At 44.4% G+C, this 20,547-nt stretch carries 24 protein-coding genes; 21 read left to right on the forward strand and 3 right to left on the reverse strand.

The genetic code is table 11. The features are described 5' to 3' along the window. Positions 1-84 precede the first annotated feature (84 nt). The 17 genes from EJF25_RS15435 to EJF25_RS15520 all read left to right on the forward strand — a co-directional run bounded on the left by EJF25_RS15435 (position 85) and on the right by EJF25_RS15520 (position 13,230). Positions 85-1,191: a tyrosine-type recombinase/integrase gene (locus tag EJF25_RS15435; protein WP_125041902.1), complete on the forward strand. Its 1,107-nt coding sequence runs from the start codon at positions 85-87 to the stop codon at positions 1,189-1,191. A 77-nt stretch (positions 1,192-1,268) separates the two neighbouring features. After that, positions 1,269-1,691 (forward strand): hypothetical protein, encoded by a 423-nt coding sequence (locus tag EJF25_RS15440; protein WP_004329681.1) that lies wholly within the window; start codon positions 1,269-1,271, stop codon positions 1,689-1,691. A 52-nt stretch (positions 1,692-1,743) separates the two neighbouring features. After that, entirely contained in the window at positions 1,744-2,334 is a 591-nt protein-coding gene (locus tag EJF25_RS15445; RefSeq protein WP_032535959.1) for a T6SS immunity protein Tdi1 domain-containing protein, read from the forward strand. Between the two features lie 81 nt (positions 2,335-2,415). Next, positions 2,416-2,748 carry a hypothetical protein gene (locus tag EJF25_RS15450; RefSeq protein WP_032535954.1) on the forward strand — a complete coding sequence of 111 codons (333 nt, stop codon included), beginning with the start codon at positions 2,416-2,418 and terminating at the stop codon, positions 2,746-2,748. 83 nt (positions 2,749-2,831) lie between these two features. Next, positions 2,832-3,383 (forward strand): hypothetical protein, encoded by a 552-nt coding sequence (locus EJF25_RS15455; protein WP_044299313.1) that lies wholly within the window; start codon positions 2,832-2,834, stop codon positions 3,381-3,383. An 82-nt stretch (positions 3,384-3,465) separates the two neighbouring features. Further along, entirely contained in the window at positions 3,466-4,413 is a 948-nt protein-coding gene (locus EJF25_RS15460) for a leucine-rich repeat domain-containing protein (protein WP_007482667.1), read from the forward strand. A gap of 67 nt (positions 4,414-4,480) precedes the next feature. Further along, on the forward strand, positions 4,481-5,230 hold the full coding sequence (locus EJF25_RS15465) for a hypothetical protein (RefSeq protein WP_007482664.1): 750 nt from the start codon (positions 4,481-4,483) through the stop codon (positions 5,228-5,230). A gap of 73 nt (positions 5,231-5,303) precedes the next feature. Beyond that, a complete protein-coding gene (locus EJF25_RS26620) occupies positions 5,304-5,696 on the forward strand; it encodes a hypothetical protein (RefSeq protein WP_007482662.1) in 393 nt (130 codons plus the stop codon). 72 nt (positions 5,697-5,768) lie between these two features. Next, positions 5,769-6,362 carry a hypothetical protein gene (locus EJF25_RS15475; protein WP_007482659.1) on the forward strand — a complete coding sequence of 198 codons (594 nt, stop codon included), beginning with the start codon at positions 5,769-5,771 and terminating at the stop codon, positions 6,360-6,362. Positions 6,363-6,409: 47 nt separating this feature from the next. Continuing rightward, positions 6,410-6,988 carry a hypothetical protein gene (locus EJF25_RS15480; protein ID WP_007482658.1) on the forward strand — a complete coding sequence of 193 codons (579 nt, stop codon included), beginning with the start codon at positions 6,410-6,412 and terminating at the stop codon, positions 6,986-6,988. Between the two features lie 62 nt (positions 6,989-7,050). Then, complete coding sequence (locus EJF25_RS15485) at positions 7,051-7,518, forward strand: hypothetical protein (RefSeq protein ID WP_007482656.1); 468 nt, start codon at positions 7,051-7,053, stop codon at positions 7,516-7,518. A gap of 22 nt (positions 7,519-7,540) precedes the next feature. Next, entirely contained in the window at positions 7,541-7,999 is a 459-nt protein-coding gene (locus EJF25_RS15490; RefSeq protein ID WP_007482655.1) for a hypothetical protein, read from the forward strand. A 28-nt stretch (positions 8,000-8,027) separates the two neighbouring features. Continuing rightward, on the forward strand, positions 8,028-8,870 hold the full coding sequence (locus EJF25_RS15495) for a helix-turn-helix domain-containing protein (protein WP_032535963.1): 843 nt from the start codon (positions 8,028-8,030) through the stop codon (positions 8,868-8,870). Positions 8,871-8,901: 31 nt separating this feature from the next. Continuing rightward, positions 8,902-9,804 carry an RteC domain-containing protein gene (locus tag EJF25_RS15500; RefSeq protein ID WP_007482647.1) on the forward strand — a complete coding sequence of 301 codons (903 nt, stop codon included), beginning with the start codon at positions 8,902-8,904 and terminating at the stop codon, positions 9,802-9,804. A gap of 35 nt (positions 9,805-9,839) precedes the next feature. Then, the gene (locus tag EJF25_RS15505) at positions 9,840-10,268 is read left to right on the forward strand and encodes a helix-turn-helix domain-containing protein (RefSeq protein WP_181990132.1); all 429 of its coding nucleotides are present in this window, start codon (positions 9,840-9,842) and stop codon (positions 10,266-10,268) included. After that, positions 10,231-12,303, forward strand: a complete 2,073-nt coding sequence (locus EJF25_RS15510) for a bifunctional DNA primase/helicase (RefSeq protein WP_007565634.1) — start codon at positions 10,231-10,233, stop codon at positions 12,301-12,303. The genes EJF25_RS15505 and EJF25_RS15510 overlap by 38 nt, the downstream gene beginning before the upstream one ends. A gap of 408 nt (positions 12,304-12,711) precedes the next feature. Further along, positions 12,712-13,230, forward strand: coding sequence for a dihydrofolate reductase family protein (locus tag EJF25_RS15520; RefSeq protein WP_004326099.1), 519 nt, complete (start codon positions 12,712-12,714; stop codon positions 13,228-13,230). 97 nt (positions 13,231-13,327) lie between these two features. Here the strand turns inward: EJF25_RS15520 and EJF25_RS15525 are convergent, their stop codons facing one another. From EJF25_RS15525 to EJF25_RS15535, 3 genes are read right to left on the reverse strand one after another with little or no spacing between them, the layout of a single operon-like run. Continuing rightward, positions 13,328-15,415, reverse strand: a complete 2,088-nt coding sequence (locus EJF25_RS15525) for a type IA DNA topoisomerase (RefSeq protein WP_125041903.1) — start codon at positions 15,413-15,415, stop codon at positions 13,328-13,330. Between the two features lie 26 nt (positions 15,416-15,441). Beyond that, positions 15,442-16,758, reverse strand: a complete 1,317-nt coding sequence (locus EJF25_RS15530) for a DUF3945 domain-containing protein (RefSeq protein ID WP_007482643.1) — start codon at positions 16,756-16,758, stop codon at positions 15,442-15,444. 14 nt (positions 16,759-16,772) lie between these two features. Next, positions 16,773-16,928, reverse strand: coding sequence for a hypothetical protein (locus EJF25_RS15535; RefSeq protein WP_080714516.1), 156 nt, complete (start codon positions 16,926-16,928; stop codon positions 16,773-16,775). A 774-nt stretch (positions 16,929-17,702) separates the two neighbouring features. Here EJF25_RS15535 and EJF25_RS15555 point away from each other — a divergent pair. From EJF25_RS15555 to EJF25_RS15575, 4 genes are all read left to right on the forward strand, one after another. Continuing rightward, positions 17,703-18,329, forward strand: coding sequence for a Crp/Fnr family transcriptional regulator (locus EJF25_RS15555; RefSeq protein ID WP_004309980.1), 627 nt, complete (start codon positions 17,703-17,705; stop codon positions 18,327-18,329). Positions 18,330-18,484: 155 nt separating this feature from the next. After that, on the forward strand, positions 18,485-18,895 hold the full coding sequence (locus tag EJF25_RS15560; RefSeq protein ID WP_004309979.1) for a hypothetical protein: 411 nt from the start codon (positions 18,485-18,487) through the stop codon (positions 18,893-18,895). A 34-nt stretch (positions 18,896-18,929) separates the two neighbouring features. Next, entirely contained in the window at positions 18,930-19,130 is a 201-nt protein-coding gene (locus EJF25_RS15565) for a hypothetical protein (protein WP_007478170.1), read from the forward strand. A 711-nt stretch (positions 19,131-19,841) separates the two neighbouring features. Next, positions 19,842-20,543, forward strand: coding sequence for a DUF6088 family protein (locus EJF25_RS15575; protein WP_004309978.1), 702 nt, complete (start codon positions 19,842-19,844; stop codon positions 20,541-20,543). Positions 20,544-20,547: the final 4 nt, after the last annotated feature.

Raw genomic sequence — 20,547 nt, forward strand, 5'->3', positions numbered from 1 at the left:
TTTTTTAACCTCTATTATTTTTGAACAGATGTTCAAAAAGTGATATTTTTATCTTATCTTTGGAGCGAAGCAAAATTCAGCGACATGGATAAGGTTCAGAAACAGAGAGGAAGCATCGTTCTGTACAAGGAAGAAAGAAACGGTGCGGACTACATACGGATAGAGTATGTAAACAGTCAGGCTGTCGCCCTGCTGCTCGCCCAAGATACGGACGTGGAAAAGACAAGCAATAGTTCTGCCTACATACCTGCCACCGCTTTTAAACTGCCGGATTTCTATGACCGCTATTCGCCCCACGCCTATATTGATTACAGCCGGGTTTACGTGCGGCATCCCAAACCTAAAAGGGAATACATACTGCCGAGAGGCTACCTCGAACTGCTGGAACAGAAGCGGTACAGCCTTTCCACCATAAAAGCCTATAAAATCTATTTCAGCGACTTCATGGAATACCACAAGGGGCAAGACCTTGACCTGCTGACGGTCGAGGACATAAACAGCTATATGCTCCACATGGTAAAGGAAAAGCACATATCCGCCACCCAGCAGAACATGCGCATCAACGCTATCAAGTTCTATTACGAGAAAGTCCGGAAAGGCAAGCGGCAATATTATGGCGGGATAGCCCGTGCAAAAGAGTACAAGGCATTGCCCGAAGTATTAAGCCGGGAAGAAATGAAAAGCATCTTTGCACAGTTATCCAATCGGAAACACAGGTGCATGATTTCTCTTATTTACTCTGCCGGACTACGCCGAAGCGAACTTCTGAACCTGACACCCCAAGACATCATCAGCGAACGGATGCTAATCAGGATTGCCGGAAAAGGCAAGAAGTGCAGGTATTCCCTACTGTCGGAAAAGCTGCTCAACGAACTAAGGGCTTACTACCGGGAATACAGACCGCAAAAATGGCTTTTTGAGGGCGAACAGGCAGGCGAACAATACTCGCCCAGCGCATTGGTTAAGATATTGAAAGAAGCGGCAAGGAAAGCCGGAATAAAGCATCGGGTACACCTGCACATGCTCCGGCACACGTTCGCCACCCACCTGCTGGAACAAGGGACAGACCTAAGAACCATACAGGAACTTATGGGACATACCGATATAAAAACAACGGCAATTTATCTGCACGTATCGAACGCCTATAAAGCAAAAATCCCCAATCCGCTGGATTGTTTGGATGATGATTAGACAATGATTTAATAGTGAATAGGAACTACACCATAAGGTGCGTTTATCGAAAAATTACCAACAAATAGCGTACATATATGAATGATGTAACAAAAGTAAGAATAGTATATGAATGTAGCATAATAGGTATTGTTTTGCTGACATTCTTAAAAGGTATGTTCCCATACATGGGAGCATGGTGGCGAGTAGCCCTTATTGCTTCACTTGTAGGATTGTGGTTTTCACTATCTTATCTGAAACAGCATAATTATAAATGGGGGTTCAATTACATAGGAAATCATTTATACATTAACCTCTTATTGAAAGTACAGAAGTGGTTTCAGAACGCTACAATCATAGCCTTATTGATACCTGTATTCTTAAAAGACCTCTTGTATAATCAATATTGCTTAGTAGCATATATATTGCTTGTAGGTATGTTCTTGGGCGTGAAGCTGGCTACTTACACAGTAGAGTACGCTATATATAAAAGTAAATTCATTGGTAACAAGGAAAGATAACCCCTGAATGGTGTTCCTTTCCAAACCATTATCAACCATAAAGCGCATAAATATGTACGAAGAATTTTTAGAAAAGAGCCTCAATAATAAGAGGCAGGCAGTAGATGATACTTTTATTGCCAAATACGCCGATTTGTCCTACCCCGAACTGAATACTTTATGGCAGGAAGTCGGGCTGGGCAGTTATTGTAATGGGCTGTTTAAGCTTATCAATCCGTCCGATTACCAAGATGTGATAAACTCCTGTTATGAGAAGGAAGATGACAAATCGTTTCTGCCATTCATGTGTACGGCTTTCGGCGATGTCTTTGCCTATGTAAAGAACCCAAGACTGAATAATTACGTTGTTTATCTGAATGTCAGATACGGAACATATTTAATACTTCCTGCCAATCTTCGTGCAATTTTTAATAAGGTAATGGTAAATCAAAGTTTCTTGAAAGGTTGGTTTGACTTAGAAAATTATCCTGTAATACAAGAGAAACTCGGAACTCCCGACAATGACGAATGTTTCGGGTATTCCCTACTGTTGGCTATGGGAGGAAGTGAGGACATTGAAAACATCAAGATAGTCAAGACTATTCCGTACATTGACATCTGCACACAAACAATCGGTGAATTTGAAGTTGCAGATAAATATTGAGTATAGAACTGGTTGATAACAACGCAGGATAACGGACGAGCCGTTCCCTGCTAACCATTATGAACAATTAGAGTACACGATATGAGAAATGAAATTTTACAGTTGAAAGATTTGGGTCGTATGCCTAATGAAAGCATCAATGATACAGAGAGTATTGATGAATTAGTAAATACTTATGATGCCTTATTAGAACAAATACAACTTCCCATATCATTTGATGAAGCTATGGTGTTGGTACAAATCTTTCCTGAAAATGCTTTTTATGATTTGCAGTGGAGTTTATTAAAACTTGTAGAGTCTGTTTGCGTTGATGATGAGAATAAGTATATTCAGTTAATAAACTCTTGCCCAAGCCAAGAATGGCGGGACACTCTAAATGCTCGCTATGCAAATTATAAAAGGCACAAGGGGTAAAGTAAGTTCATAACAAGCCGGGATAACGGACTAACGCCGTTCCCCGCCAAGCCATTACCGATAATAATAAAAACAAAGAAAATATGAACGAACGATATGCCAAATGTATTCCATTCGATAAGAATGTAAAAGGCAGGATTGGTGGCAATCCACCTAAATGTATAGAAGGACAAATCCCTTGCGATTATAAATTCTATGCAACACTGGTACATCCTGAAAAGGAGAACATCATGCTTTCTATCATCATTCACCAAGATTATGACACTCTTATTGACAACAACATATATCCCTCAATAGCAGTCAAAGTAATAGAACATGAATTTTCCGAAATTGGCAATTGTGCAGAAAAGCGAAACGCCAGCTTAGACATGTGTTCTATCAGTGAATATTCAGAAGATAAGGATAGTGAAAATATACTTGTAAAAATAGGTGGTGAACCTTCCCTTATCCAAGATGAAGAAAGCTATTATAAAGAATTAGAGAAACATGGTTTTTCTTTTTTCTTATCAATAGACGAGGACGGATATAGTGAAGATGTTACTATTGGCAGTTATCCTTTCGGATATGGAGCTTTGTATTTGTATAAGCGCTGTACAACCAATGAAATAATCGCAGGATTTTGGCAATGTTCGTAAAAATATATCGGTAACATGCACCTGTTCCGCCTAACGGCGGCAAGCTGCAAACCATTAGTAGCAATCAGAAACAAATAGTAGTATGGAACATTTCAAAGAAGTACCAGATGTAAATCGGTTAATAATATCTCCTCTCTATTTAAGAGAAGGATTAGAGTTTGCAAAAAATCAAGGCTATAATGATATTTTAATATCAACGGACGACATCGGCATCAGTGGTGTTTCCTGTAAACACACATTAAATGTAAGTCTAATATGTGAATATGATTTTATTGAAACCTTGATTATTTCAGGGTACGACTTTACAATAGAACCATGCAATTTAAATCAACTAAGTGTTTTACCGCACTTAAAAAAATTGGGACTTTGGATTGACAAGGTCTTTACTATTGATTTCAGTTTGTTTCCCAAACTTGAAGAATTGAAGTATTATCATACAAAACAAACAGAAAATGTAGATACTTTAATAAACTTGAAACGACTGCATATTTATAATCTCAAATCAGAAGATTTGAAAGAACTGAAAAGCATGAATTTGTTAGAAGAACTGACACTATGGGATGCCAAAAATATAAATTTGAATGGTTTATGTCAATTAACTAACATAAGAACGTTGGAGATTGTTCGTTCTCGAAAAATGATAGATATTAGAGGTTTATGTAATTCAAATAGACTTAAAGAATTATCATTATATTATTGCAATAACATAACGGACATTAGTGTTTTGAACCGTTTATCAAGAGTTAAAATACTTAGATTACGTAACTGTAAACGACTTCAAGATTTAACCCAATTAGTACCCAACAATACGATTAAGCAGATTAGTATTTCAAGTCTAAAAGACTTGAAATTTTTGGCAGGAATGAAGAAACTCAAATTCTTGCATTTTGATGATGTAATTGATGGAGATATATCCCCATTATTGGACTCTTCTTTAGAGTTTGTAGGTATGGTTTCAAAAAAGAAATATTCCCATACAGAAAAGGAAGTGAACCTAATACTGGAAAGAAACCGATTGAATAATAAATAGCTACTAACAAACCGGGCTAACGCTTACAGCGTTCCCCGCTTAGCCATTATAAACAGTAATGCAAAATATGAAACAGAAAATATACCATATCATTATCTTTTTACTCTTTTGGTTTTGTGGAGTAGCCTATTCACAAAATCCCAAAGCAGATATTTTGCAGCAAGACCTTTCGGGCTTGTTTGACAATTTAAGCATGATTGGCATATTAGGAGAAGATTGTAGCCGAATTGATATTCATATTACCGAAGTTCGGAAAATGGATAGTAGAGAATATGAGATAAAGGGTATCAGTCGTACCCGATTATCCGTAATCTGTCCGTTTAAGGGAAAGGTTTGTGTAGATAGCATTTCTTCCTGTTCCCAAATGATAAAAAGTGAATATACGGAATTGGACGGTTTCATATACGGGTATTACTCGTTTGCGGAATACGGAGATAAACGATATAGCGGTACATTCTCCGGTTCTTTCAAGCAGGGGTATCGGATGAGCGGACAGCAAATAGAGAAAGGACGGAATGAAATAGCAGAACTGAAATTGAACTTATCTGAATATCGGGGTAAGTGGAAATCCGCAAAGGGACTGACAAAAGTCTGTTCTTGGGCAGATGAGATTATACCCGATACTCCTGCAAACTTCTGCCTGTTTAATGATGCAGGCGAATGGATTGTATCACCGAAATATCGTAAGAATGGTTGGGAAAATCTATATAATGCCTATCACAATGAAAATCTGACAACGGACGAGATACAAAAGGCTCGTGAGGTGGAAGAACAGGAATGGTGGGTAAATAAAAGCCAATCATGCAAAGTAATTTGAGTTTATAACAAAGCGTGATAACGCCTAACAGCGTTCCCCGCTTAGCCATTACTAACAATACGAATAACTCTTTATGATAAAATTCATTTTAGATGCGATGTATTATCAGATATTCATATTTAATAGGGATAAATTTATATTGGAAAATCCACATGAGCGGACGATACAGATAATATGTGGAATATTATTTCTTCCTGTTATAGTATTGGCATATCTACTGATAGAGGAGAATTTCAATTATAAAACCCCTTTTGTGTTTTTCATCATAATCTATGTTTTATTATACAAGACATTCTGTTCGTATTATATCAAAAGGAAAAAAGGTATGGAAATTATAAGGAGTAAACCTCTGATATTTAATAGCCAAAAGGTTTCTTCCTTCATATCATGGATGATTTATCCCATTTTGGTTGTATTACTTTATTTTATAATAACACATCGTCATTGGCTAAAAATTATACAATAAAGATTTAATAAGTTAGTAACAACGAAAGATAGCATCTGACGATGCTCCTTTCTAATCATTAGATATAAAGACATGAGAATATTTGTATTGTATTGTTTGTTCCTTTTCCCACTTAGCTATGTTATAGCGAAAAACGGCTATGTGGAACAAAATTCAGTAAAGTATCATTTTTTGACTGAACAAGATACCCTTTATATAGAAACAGAAAAAACAGAATTTGAAACTCTATATAGGCTGTGTTTTAATCAGCACGATGAAAAGAAGGTCATTTTTGAGTTGAAAGCGGTAGATGATAGCAATATTGACTTCGTGCAAAGCTATACAATCAATGGAGTGAGAAAGTTTGATTGCTTTGCTGTGTATGATAATGTGGCAGACGGAAACCGTTTCCTGTTCTTTGATTATGAAAATCAAGCAGCTTACATAACGCCTACTTGTTTTTCCGGTTTCTATCCGATATGCAGTTCTGTGGACTTTTCAAAAACGGAAGTTTTATTACAAAATGAGCACTCCCATTTGAAACAGCTAAACGACACATTAAGTATTGATAGTAAAGTGGCTTATGTACCATTTAACTGTAATAATCGAATTATAAAGGCAACTTTAGTTCCATATCCTCAAGCGAGAAAGGGCAATAGATATCTAATAACGAAAGATAGCATCTAACGATGCTCCTTTCTAAGCATTCAAGGCATTAGCTGTAATTATATGACATGAAAATCTATGAGAATAAAATATTGAGAATACTTGGATTTATTTTTATTTGGATTTATGTATTCGGTGTGGGCATTTGTTTTGCCGGAAGGTGGTATGCCATTGGAATACCGGGAGTGGTTTTATTGCTTGTATGGTTAAATCACAATCTTATAGGTGCTGCTATTCGTAGATATAGAGCAAGGCAGGCAATCAAACAGATAAAAAAGCATGGAACACGATTATCGGTTGATTTAAGCCAATGTAAAGTCAGTGCGCAGAAATGGAGTAGCAAGAAGTCAAGGATGCAAGAGCCAGTCTTTAAGGTATTCAATTCATGGGAAACCCAGTTTTGGAATGGTGTTAGCGGCTCTTTGTTTCCTGACATTTATCATAGTGAACAAGTAGTGTCCACTGCAATATGCACCGTGACGTACACCACCCCATACAAAGGAAAGACAAAAACATTTCGCAGTGATGCAATTTTGAAGGAAAAAGTTTCATTGGAAATGCTATTGCAATATTATGGAGTGGCAACGATTTACATAAATCCGAAGAATGACAATCAATATTATTTTGATTTGGATTTTCTAAAATAGATACAGCTAACAACGCAGGATAACGGACAAGCCGTTCCCTGCTAACCATTAACAATAGTGCGATGAATAAAACTGTTCAATCCATAATAGCATTGACAGCTTTCAGTGCTTTGCTGATAGCCATAACATTATTTTGTGGTGGCTTAGGCTTTGGTCGTCTGTTCGGAATATATGGCATTATGGAATATTGTCTTTTGGGTATGCTTGTAATAATAGATATACTGGTAATCTACAAGGTCTATAAACTATATGCAATGCAGCCTAAAACCATAATGTTATTGTTGGGTTTGGAATGTTGCTCTATCCTTTTGTGGCTTGCCTTTATCTGTATAGACCAAAGTTTATTGGATTGGCAAATTACAAACTTCATATTGCAAGCTGTTTGTTTAGACGGCTTCACGGGAGATGAACGAGGATTGAATATGCTTGCAGTCTTATGTGGCATTGTTTATCCCCTTATTGGGATTGGGTGTTTATTCACCGGATTGGGATTTGTAAATAAGTTAGTAACAACGAAAGATAGCATCTGACGGCGTTCCTTTCCAAGCCATTATGAATAAAGGAATAAAAAATACAGATAACTATTTTGAACGAGTGAAGCAACGTGCAAACCGGACGAATTACAGATACTATTTTTTTGACTACCTATATTTCAAGGGAGAGGTTTGGGGCAAGAAGATAGGGCGGATGTCAGGTTTTATACTGCTGTTTTGGTATTGGTGGTGGGTAGTAGTTCTGCCCGGCAACTTTCTCCTGATTAACAGTGTACCGGAATGGTCGTCCTTACATCTTGGCTATTTAGGTGCAATGTTTTTGCTTATTTGTGTATTTATTCTTGCACGATACAGGAAAGCCCGTGTACAGGCATTGTTGAACCGCTACCGCCGCTCTAAGCATATCAGCGCAGTACAGGCATATTTTCTGTTCCTGCTGCCCTTTGTACTTTTCTTCTTAGAAACATGGCTGTTCGATGAATGGGGTTGGACGGATTGCGTGAAGTGGAACAAATGATATGTCATTCATATATAAAACATCAGATATGGAACAACGGATTACATCATTATTGCTTCCCGCTCCCGAAGCGGAGTTGGAAGCGTCCTGCAAGGAACTGGACGAAAAGGTAACATGGCTGCTGCACAACAGCCGGAAAATGGACAACTACTTGGAACTTGAACCGTTCAGCAAGGACGGGCGGCTGTGCGCCCACGTGTGCGACACGCTCAAAAGCCTGCCGGAAACGCCGACACTGGCGGCATACAAGGACTACAAGGCAATCATTATCCTGCTGGGTATGTCCACCACCCATTACGCCATACTTGACGAACTGGCGGAACAGCACCGCAAGCGGGACGAGATACCCGAACTGACCGCCTACTGCGATGCGCTCCACTGGATGCGACCGGGACGGCAGTACCTCTGCAACGTGTACAACACGGTATGCCACGCTTTCCACCTGCTGCGGAGAAACCCGGTAAGGGGCAACCGACTGCTGGTGACGGAAAAGGAACTGCGCCACGCCGAACGGATGCTGCCGGAACTGGGCAGGCAGACGTTCACCGAAATGGTACGTCTGAAAGGCTACATGGTCTATGATGCCGAGAAACTGGCGGACAAATGCGGCATGGAATACGGCTCGTTCCGGCGAAAGGTAAAGAAAATGACCGGGTACACGGCTAAGGAATGGGTGATAAAGGAACGGGTAAAGGACGTGGAACACTACCTGTTGAACACAAACCTCACGCTTACCGAAGTGGCGTTCACCACCGGGTTCGCATCGACATCGAACCTGAACGACTTCTGCAAGGCGTATCTTTTAGATACCCCCGGAGAAATACGCAGAAAAGCGCAGGAAACAAGAAAATGCACAGTTACAAGAACGTAATGTGAAAAATCAAGAATAAAACTGATTTTTTATGCCCGTAACTTTGTGCTTCATAAAAGATAAGCACAAGGTTATGGAACATAAGATACCGTTGGAAACATACTTCGCCGGACTGCTTCAAAAAGTGGAATGGCAGATACAGGAATACGAGGACACCGCAGCGGACACGCTGACGCTCTGCCGCCTATGCGTGGACTACCTGCAAGAGATACTGGGCGAACTCAAAACCTTTATAATCTCCTACCCGTTCGCCAGCACGGAAGAAGAAATACACTTCTTCAAGGAACTGAAACCGCTTTTAGCGAGCAAAATCATCTATTACAATACCGTTTACAAGATAGAGGTGCGCTTCCCCAGCGGCAGCGAGGACGTGCAGCGGGACTACCTGCTGTCGGAAACCGACCGGATTTCAAGGTCGTTCCAGCGGAACTTGGCGTTCTACCAGTACCACCGAACGAAAGCCACCTACTTGGACAGGCAGTATTTCATACGTGGGAAGCCTGACATACAAATCATCGTGGACAGTTTCTATTACGAAACAGACCCACAGTTCAGCACCAGTCACGATTTCAAGGTAGCCAAGATTTTAGCCAACGAACTGCTGGAAATATACCTCACCAACCGTCTGCACGAGCTGGAACGCCGGGAACAGCGCAAGCGGGTGAAGAACGGCTTCATGGGCAGGCTGTTGCGCTGGACGGGGACGAAAAGGGCGTTGGTGGAACTTATCTACGCACTGGACGCCTGCGGCTGTCTGAACAAGGGAACGGTTGATATTAAGGAGATTGTAGCCTACTTTGAATACGTGTTCGACATAGACCTCGGCGACTTCTACCACACCTACATGGAACTAAAAGCCAAGACCAAAGACCGAACGGGCTTCCTCTCCACCCTGAAAGACAGGTTGCTGATGCGCATGAGGGAGCAGGATTAGGCAACCGTGCTTTAACAAAATTTATTTCGCCACAGGTGGGTACATCTGTGGCGTTTTATTTTTCAGGACACCCGAACTTTGCGGCAAATCAATCAGTTACCATTATGGAAATAATAACATTCGAGTCCAAAGCCTACAAGGAACTGGACAACAAGATTACCGCCATTGCCGACTACATCTTCAACCACATGGAAACGGCAAGGCAAAGCGAGGAAGACATGTGGGTGGACAGCTACGAGGTCTGCACGTTCCTGAAAATAAGCGAAAAGACCCTGCAACGCCTGCGGGTGTCGGGGACTATCGCCTATTCCAACATCAGGGGACGCTACTTCTACAAGGTCAGCGAGATACGCCGGATGCTGGAAGAACGCCTGATAAGGAGCAACAAGGAGAACATCGACAACCTGATAACCAACCACCAGTTGTATGCTAAGGAAAGAGGAAATCTTAGAAAGGACAAGTAACGGGCTGGCGGTGTTCAAACACTACCTGCCCGGAAACTGGCGCATAGGTCGCAACTTCCTTAACCCGCTGTACGAGGACAGCAAGGCTTCCTGCAACATCTACTTCGACCGCCGGGGCGGTATCTACAAGATGAAAGACTTCGGCAACGACAGTTATAGCGGCGACTGTTTCTTCCTCGTGGGGCAGTTAAAGGGGCTGGACTGCAACCGGGCGGCTGACTTCGTGGAGATACTGGAAATCATCGACCGGGACTTGGGTTTGGGGCTGGCTTCCGGCACTCCGGTTTCCGTTCCCCCGGCAACCGTCCGCCGGGCAGTGCCGGACAAACCCGAAGAAACGTCCGAAAAGCCCGTCAAGCCCTACCAGTTCCGGGAACAGAAGTTCCCGCTTGCCGAACTGGTGTACTGGCAACAGTACGGCATCACGCCCGAACTGCTGGAACGTTACAAGGTCTGCTCGCTCCGGGAGTATCACAGCGAAACGGCAGAGGGCAAACCGTACACCTACACTTCATCGGTGGCAGAACCCATGTACGGCTACAAGGGCAAACAGCACATCAAGCTGTACCGCCCGTTCTCCACGCCCCGCTTCCTCTACGGCGGCAGCTTCGGCGAGAACTACAGTTTCGGGCTGGAACAACTGCCAGCCAAAGGCGACACGCTATTCATCACGGGCGGCGAGAAAGACGTGCTTTCGCTGGCGGCGCACGGTTTTCACGCTATCTGCTTCAACAGCGAAACGGTGACTATCCCTCCCACGCTGGTCTATCGGCTGACGTTCCGCTTCAAGCACATCGTCCTGCTCTTTGACATGGACAAGACGGGCAGGGAAAGTTCATGCAAGCAGGAAAAACTATTGGAAGAATTTGGCGTGAAACGCCTGCTGCTCCCGCTTCCGGGAACGAAAGAGGAAAAGGACATATCCGACTACTTCAAAGCCGGGAACACCCGTGAAGATTTCCTGAAGCTGTTTATCGAATTTTTAGACAACCTGTATAGCGACACATTGATTATGCTAAAATCATGCGAGATAGATTTCAACAACCCGCCCGCCAAAGCACAAGAGATTATTTCGGCGGGTGACGTTCCGCTGGGGACACAAGGCAACCTGTTCGGCATCACCGGGGGCGAGGGAACGGGAAAGAGCAATTATGTAGCCGCAATCGTGGCGGGCTGCATCTGCCCGGCTGGTGCGGAAGTAGATACGCTGGGCATACAGATAACCGCCAACGGCAGGCACAAGGCGGTCTTGCTTTACGATACCGAGCAATCGGAAGTGCAACTGTTCAAGAATGTAAGCAACCTGCTGGCACGTGCCAAACAGCCGGACAAACCCGATGAACTCAAAGCGTTCTGCCTGACGGGTATGTCACGCAAAGAACGCTTGAACGCCATTGTGCAGAGCATGGATAAGTTTTACTACCAGTACGGCGGCATCCAGTTGGTCGTCATTGACGGCATCGCCGACCTTGTTAAGAGTGCCAACGATGAAGCGGAAAGCGTGGCGGTGATAGATGAACTTTATCGGCTGGCTGGCATCTACAACACGTGTATTCTGTGCGTGCTGCATTTCGTCCCCAACGGTTTGAAGCTGCGGGGACATTTGGGCAGCGAGTTGCAGCGCAAGGCGGCTACAATCCTTTCGATAGAGAAAGACGATGAACCCGCCCAGTCGGTGGTGAAAGCCCTGAAAGTAAGGGACGGAAGCCCGCTGGACGTGCCGCTGATGCTCTTTGCATGGGACAAGGAAGCCGGGATGCACGTGTACAAGGGCGAGAAGCCCCGTGAGGAAAAGGAGAAACGCAAGGAAAGGGAACTGGTGAATGTCGCACATGACATCTTCGGGCGGCAGACACGCATCACCTACATAGACCTTTGCGAGCAGTTGCAGCAGGTATTGGACATCAAGGAGCGCACCGCAAAGAGCTATATCCGCTTCATGCGGGAAAGGGACATCATCACCAAAGACACGGCGAACCAAAGCTGTTTTGTCATCGGTTCATATCATCTTCAAAGGAACGCAAGCTGCCCGTAGGCGTATGGGCTGAACTTGTGTATTTTTAGGTGCTTGTGTCCTGCCCTGTTGTGATAACACGGCAGGATTTTTTCTGTTTGCACGTGATTTTTCAGGGTATTTGCTTAACTTTGCAGAAGTTACACGGAAAAGTAACGGCAGTTGGACGGCGGTTGCCGGAATATTGCCTTTATATATAACATATACGTTCGCCGAACGTCCCAAAGTAGAAAACTGGCACTTTTCAAAATGTGGGGATATTCAGCGCAGGATATGCTATGCGTTTGTCATAGCGTGGCTGCACTGTTTCCACATTTGGGTATGCCAGTACCTCTACTTTGAAACAGCGTCATGCCACGCTTTCTTTTTTGGGGTTGCGGCTAACGTGCCAAGACAGTAGGGATTTATATCACTTTAATACCTGACAATATGGAACAAATCAAAGCGCACATCGCCGTATCGCTGGACGGGCATACCGCCACGCCGGACTATGAACTGGACTGGATGCCCCGTGAGGTCAAGGAACTGGCGGCAAGGGAACACGCCGCCGCAAGCTGCCTGCTTATGGGGGCGAACACCTACAACTACATCTTTGAACACTGGGGCGGGTGGCCGCACAAAAGCAAACGGTCTTTTGTGGTGTCACACTACGACACCAACGTTACACCGGACTGCGGGGTGGAGTTCCTGACCGAAGAACCGCTGCAAAGGGTCTATGAACTGAAACAGGAAACCGACATGCTGGTGGTGGGTGGCGGCAAGCTGCTTACTTCATTGATTAAAGCCGGACTGCTGGACAGCCTGACAATCTACACCGTCCCGGTCATGGCGGGCAAAGGCATCGGTTTTGTCGGGGAAACATCCGGCTCGCTGTGGAAGCTCTCGGAAAGCAGGGTGCTGGATAACGGGGTGGTCTGTTCGACCTACCTGTTTGGCGGGAACATATAAAAAATGCGCCCGGTTTCCCTCCGGGCGCAACCACTAAAATTTCAATTATTATAAGCTGTAAAACCTATCACAATGAAATTTCAGCGGCAAAGATAGGCTATTTCTTCGGTTTCGCTTTCTTTTCGGGGAATGAAAAACCGACATTGAACTGCTCGTCCAGTACCAGCGAAACATCGAAAACCTTGCCGTTCTTGCCCTTGAAGCCCTTGATTAGCCCGGTCTTGCGTTTAGTCACCAGCTCGACAATCTGCTTGTCGGAAAGCTGCTTGTCGCACTTGTTGCGGAATATGGTAAGCGTGCAGTCCACGTTGGAACACTTCGCCACTTTCGGGTAGAACAGGATGCGCCCGCTGCCGCATTTCGGGCAGGGGCAGGTTTCACCAGTAGCGACAGATAGCTGCACCGATAGCAGTTCTGCGGTGATTTGCGTTGCGTACACCTCGATGCCCTTTCGGAACGTGTCGGCATCCATGCTGCCCGCTTCTATCTTGGCAAGGGCGGTTTCCCACATGCCCGTCATTTCGACATCGGCAATCTTCTTGTCCCTGACAATCCCATAAACGGCAAGCCCCTTGTCGGTAGGCACAAGGTTCTTCTTCTCACGCACGATGTACTGGCGGGCGAACAGCGTTTCGATAATCGCCGCACGGGTGGCGGGCGTGCCTATCCCGACATCTTTCAGGCTGGCTTTCAGTTCGGCATCTTCCAGTTCCCTGCCTGCGTTCTCCATTGCCGCCAACAGGCTGCTTTCCGTGTGCAGCGGTTTCGGCTTGGTCTGCTTTTCGAGCAGATCCACGCCGGAGAGTGGCAAATATTCTCCCTCTTGGAGTGGCGGCAGGCTGGCGGCTTCTTCATCCCCGCCCGTTTCCGGCTCGCCGAACACGGCACGCCACCCGGCTTCTTTCATCACAGACCCTTTCACCGTAAAGTCGGTATCTCCCCCTGACAGCAAGGCGGTGGTAACGTCTTTCACGCACTTGCCCGAAAAGGCTTCCAGCATACGCCCGGCTACCAGCTCGTAAACCGCCCGCTCGTCTTTGGAAAGTTCGCCGGGCAGGTTCTCGGTAATGATTAAGGCGTGGTGGTCGGTCACTTTGCCGTCATTCACGCTGCGGCGGTTCAGGGGTGTGCCGTCCAGCCCGGCGGCATACCCGGCAAAGCGGGAGTATTGCCCCAGCAGGGCGACACGTTCCGGCATTTCATCGAAAACGTCCTCCGGGATATAGCGGCTTCCGGTTCGGGGATAGGACATCACTTTCTTTTCATACAGGCTTTGCGCTATGGAAAGCGTCTTGTCAGCCGAGAAGTTCAGCTTCGTGTTCGCTTCCTTTTGCAGCGTGGTAAGGTCGTACAAAAGCGGCGGTTCTTGGCAGGCTTCTTTCCTCTCAACGGATTTAACCACAAGTTGCCCGGCATCCTTTACCCGTTGCAGGGCGGCTATGGCTTCGGGCTGCTGTTCCCACTTGGCGGTCGATTGGGCGGTAAAATTTATTCCCCCGCTGGCGGTCACCGCTTTGAGTTGCCAAAACTTGGCGGGTACGAAATTCCTGTTCTCCAAATAGCGGCCGCATATCATCACGAGCGTGGGTGTCTGTACCCTGCCCAGCGAGAACACCCCCTGCCCGGCAGCTACGCTCAACGCTTGGGTGGCGTTTATCCCTATCAGCCAGTCCGCTTCGCTGCGGGACTTGGCAGAGAGGTAAAGGTTATCGTAACGCTCTCCCGGCTGCAAGTTATCCAGCCCCTCACGGATTGCCTTGTCGGTAAGGCTGCTTATCCACAGGCGCACAAATGGTTTCCGGCAGTTCAGGTAATGGAAGATATAGCGGAAGATTAACTCACCCTCACGCCCGGCATCGGTGGCGACAATAATCCGGTCGCACCGGTCGAACACTTCCTTTATCACTTTCAACTGTTTCAGCACGCCGGGGTCTGCCTTGTACCCTTTCTCCGCTTTCACCTGACGGGGGATTAGCTGGAAATCGGGCGGCAGTATGGGCAGGCTCTCCCTGCGGAAGTTCGCCACGCCGTAGGCTTCCGGCATGGCAAGCTGGATTAAGTGGCCGAACGCCCATGTCACCATATACCCGTTGCCGGAAAGATAACCGTCATTACGCCCGGTCGCACCGATGATGCGGGCGATGTCCTTTGCCACGCTGGGCTTTTCTGCTATCAATGCAATCATAATTCTTTACTTTTTAATGGTGGATATTACATTTTCATTCCTCTGGACTTCTTGGGCTTGTCAGCTTTCAGGCTCTTGTCCTGCGCTTTCTCCTGCTTCTCTTTCTGCTTGGGGGTGGGCTTGTCCTGACCCTGTTTCAACGGCTCTTTGCCCTGCTTGGTGGCTTCGTTGGTCTTGCCCCCGGAATTGACCGCTACCTGCGTCCGGTTCTCGGCGGCGGGGGTAACGTCTTTCGGCTGCACCTTGTCGTGGGATTTGCCCTGTGCGCCGGGCTGTACATGACCGTTGAACTCAACGCCCTTGCCGTCCTTTAGCCCGGCTACCTGCTGTTCTGCGGGCTGCTGCCCCTGCTGCAAGAACTGGACGGCGGCACGGGGCAGGAACTCCAAGCCACGCTCCACCGCACTGACCTGCAAATAGGCACTGCGCTTCGTGCCGTCCCTGAATTGCAGGTTTTCCATTTTCACCGCTTGCCCGGCTTCAAAGGCGGCTTTCTGTTCCGGGCTGACTTGCACGTTACAGATTGTATCGGGGCATTTCCATTTGTCAGCCCGCATGTATTCCAGTTCGTGCGTGTACCTGTCCCGGCTGACAAACACGGGGATTTGCTCGCCGCTTTTCGGGTCTTTGATTTCAGCGATGCCGCCCAAGTTGCCAGTGCCTTGCAAGTTGCCCTGTTCCTGCTTGGTGAACCCGTGTTCATGGAACGGGCGTTGCAACAGCTTTTCGTCCTGCTGCACGCCGTGCAGCTTGGGTACTACCGTGCCGTCCTTTGCCTGATAGAAAGAGAGCTTGACATCGGTAGGTTTGAGGTAGAAGCCGCCCACCGTCCCCGAAACGGTGTAGGTATTTCGGGACTTGTAGCCACGCATCACCCGGTCGAAGTCCTTCGTGTTTTTCAGGGTGTCGGCGGTGATGCCGACTTTTTTCAGGTTCTCCCAGTCGATTTTTGCCGGGTCGAAGCGGTAACCCTGCTTGAACTCGTGGAAGTCGGGCTTCGGAACTCGAAGCATTTCAGCCCGCTTGTCGCCCTCCGGTGTAGGGTTGCGGTGGTTTTCCTCGATTGCCTTTGCGTCCCGCTCCGCTTCGGAAGCCTTGACGCTGAACAGTTCCAGCCCGGAAGTGTCCTGATACTTGCGGTAGAAGTTGGAAATGAAGTTGCTGAACACATCGCTGTTCTTGTCCACCTGCATGAACTCGCCACCGTGTGTCGGCGGCACGGTCTGCAAATTGCCCTCCTTGTCAATACCCTTAACGGCACTCACCTTTCCCTGCTGTTTATCCAAGACCAGCAGCACGTCTTTTTCCTGCCCCTCTGCGGGCGGGGTCATTCTGTTTGCCATAAATAATTGAAATTTTAGCGGTTACGGGAATAGTCCCGCCCAAAGGTAGCGACTAAATATGCTATATTTGGACGGGCGGCAAGGGCTGTCCGAATTTGTCCTGCGGTGTCCCGATTTGTCCGGGTGGGATGAAATTCCGCAACCATTGGTTGCAGAATTGAAAAGGGCATAAAAAAAGAGAGTGAATGATTTCACTCTCTTTCGATGAACCCTTTGTGAACCCTTTGGTCGTTTTTTGAAATAGCTAAAACTCAAGTAATTTGCATATTTTGCAAAAGAAAATCATTCGAGTATGAACCATATGTGAACCCTTTAATGGATTAGCGGGGAACACTGTTTAAGCGTCATCGCGCTTCGTTAGTAATCTGTTATTGCACTCGTTTCAAATCCCCGATAGATTGGAGTGACATTTCTATGTAGGGAATAGTTTTTAGAATATGGATGTTATCTATTGCTTCTTTACCACCCAATGCCAATGCCGATACAAGACATGGAGATTATAGAATAAAAATAATTCATCTTTCTTATTATCAGTCATTTGAATATTTTCTGTTTTTCTCTATTTTTGCCATTTTCTGTTATTCAGTACACTTTGAAATATCATTTTCTTTTGTACCTTTGCATCCGCAAAAAACAAAAGAAAATCAACTATTTAGTGTAATTACCCGGTTACGGCACCTAAATCGAGATAAAACCTCTAAACAATGGCAATGTTAGAAAATAAAACGAAAGAAAACCCCAAGCTGGAGCAAAATAAGCTCTCGGACGGTAGAATAAGCCTTTACTTAGAGTATTATTTCCTCCTCAAATTATTAAAAGTAATACTGTCAAAAAGAAATACCTTTTATTCTTACTCTTTTCGCCAGTACTTATATCTTGCAGTCAACAGAAAAAAGTTTAGTACGGTTTGGATATATAGACAAAAAACAGACTAAACTCCAAACATGGAAATTCAGATATTTTTTATACATTTCTCTTATATACAAATGATAGCCGAATTCAATTCATATATGAGTAACATAGACATAGACTTCTTCAAGGAGTTGTGTCTGAAACATGGAGAGTTACGACATTATAAAAAGAATGAGTTTATTCTCCATGAAGGTGATGCCTGTTCTTTCTTCGGGTTTATCTTATCAGGCGTAGTCAAATACAGTTGCACCAACCGGACAGAAAACAAGCCGTATAATGTCGGTTTTTCCTTTCCAAATGAATTTATAGCCGATTATCCCACTTGCTTATATGGCATGAAATCAGAATTGAATATACAGGCGATAATCCCGTGCGAGATTTACATCTGTTCTTCTACATTCTTACAGCAAAAATTCAAGGAAAATAATGAAAACCAACGGATAGCCCGTATCGCAGCCGAACAGATGTTTTTCCAATCATATTCACGTTATTTGGATTTATTCAGATTCACACCGGAAGAGCGTTACCTCCAACTTTTAAAAAAATGCCCTGCAATCCTTCAAATGGTATCACTAAAAGAAATAGCATCCTACCTTAAAATTACACCCATACACATGAGCCGAATCAGACGCAAGCAAAGTTTTGACAACAAAAAATAAACATAGGTTTAGAAATTTACATTCATAACAATATTCCAAGAGTATCTTAATCTGCCAAAGAATTCTTCTTTTTATCTTTGTCTTATCTTTGGTTGGTTCAACGAAGAGACAAAATAAAGATTGAATGAGTTAAACAAGAGATTAAAAAAAAGAATATGAAAACAAAAGAAATTCTTGGAATACTTATGCTATTCCTCTGTACATTCAGCTTTATAAGCTGCGACGATGATAATGAACAGACAAATGAATTAACCCCCGAAGCACTTTATCAGACTTCATGGCGTGGAACAGGGCATTGTGAGGCTTGGACAGTACAAAATATGGGGGTCGGTATGCAATTTGTAGATACTCGGAAAGGGAAAGTAAATTGGGAAGGTTACGATGAAATTGATATTACTTATACAATAGAAGGGAAATATATCACATTTAATAGCAATGCTTTATATTTGGGTGGAGCCCCTTGGATTATCAAAAGCTATACCCAAAAACATATAACCATTATACAGAATGAAATTAGTCCAGATAAAGAGAAAGTAGCTACAATTGAATTAGAGAAAATAGATTAAACTGAATCATGGGAACATTAAGTTGCATAAATGTATGCTACAACAGAACAATGAGAACCGTGAGATTTGCAAATTGAGCAAAGAAAGTCATAAATACCTTGTAAATAAAGGAAAAAATGCAGATTCATCTAATATTCCTTTATGTGCTATTATCGGGCTGGTCTATGGGCTGAAACACAAGGAAAAGAGATTCACCTTGTTCTTTTGTATAGGATTGGTTATTGGGTTAGGATGAGCAATTTATATGCTACTGCTAATAAGGTCAATGTAAATCAAAGGAATATGAAACTGAAATATATATTGAATGCTATACTATTTGTTTTGGCATTATCTTTTTTGTCTATGTGTATATTTAAGACTACAGAGTTAAGTTTAAAATGTATGCAATTTGCTGTATCTATCTCTTGTATAGGAGCAATGTTTTCTACAAAAAGATATAGATACATATTTGCATCTATTGCTTTAATCATTATAGGAATATCTTTTTCACTTTAAATGTCCATAATAACGATAATGATTTGATTATTGAATGGTATAATAATAGTCCAGTCTACAGATAGCGACTAAAAACGGGGGCAAGGGATGCCCGAATTTGTCCTGCGGAGCTTGAAATTATCCGGGTGCGGTAAATCTCCAACTGTTGGTTGGAGATTTAAAACGGGTACAGACCGAAGTTAATCGCTTGCTTTAAACGAGCCATTTGTGAGCCATTTGTATATATTGTTTTCGGCTTATAATCAACAGTTTTACAAAAATCGCATTATACTTGTGAGCCATTTGTGAAGCGTTTATGAAGCGTATGGCAAGCCTTTGATTGAGTTTCCGTTATTCTCCTATTATCAGGTGACACGACAAAAAGAAAACATCTTCGGCAAAATCTTTGTTATGTTTTTGCAGGTGATTACATAATATACTATCTTTGCATATAGAAACAAAGGACATAAATATGGCTTCATTCAGAAAAGAGATACTTGGGCAGATTGAACGGATAGATACCGGGCGTATATTCACGTTCCGGGATTTATCGTTTGAAACGGAAAAGACCGCCAATGTTGCGGTGCTACTTTCCGAACAGAGCCGCAAAGGGGTACTGGTACGGGTTGAAAAGGGGGCGTACTACCGTCCCAAGAAATCAGTGCTGGGGCTGGGAAAGCTGCCTGTCTATCAGGATGAACAGTTCCGCTACCTGACTGAAAAACTGAACGGCTATATCACGGGGGCTTACATCTATAACAAAATGGGGCTGACCGAACAGGTAGCCACAACCATAACGATAGCCACTCCTAACCCGGTTCGCCGTTTCCGTTTCAAGAACTTGGATATAGAGTGCGTGAAAGCCTACTGCATGGTCTATCCGGATGAAAGCCTTGTCCCGTACTTGCGGCTGCTCGATGCGATAAAGGACATGAAGCGCATACCCGGAACAACCGGGCAGGACATCTACAACCGGGTCAAAAGCCAATATTTCAACGGGTACAGCCTGCCGGAACTGGAAAAAATCGTATCTTTGGCGAAAAGTTACCCGCCACGTGTCAGAAAGGTGGTGGCGGATATACTGGGCGACATCAGACAAACCGTATTGCAAACGGAAATGGCAAAGACCATTCTTCCCACGACACGGTTCAACTTGGATTATAAAACAGCATAGGACA

Origin of the sequence: Bacteroides faecalis (assembly GCF_003865075.1) — a bacterium.
Taxonomy (GTDB): Bacteria; Bacteroidota; Bacteroidia; order Bacteroidales; family Bacteroidaceae; genus Bacteroides; species Bacteroides faecalis.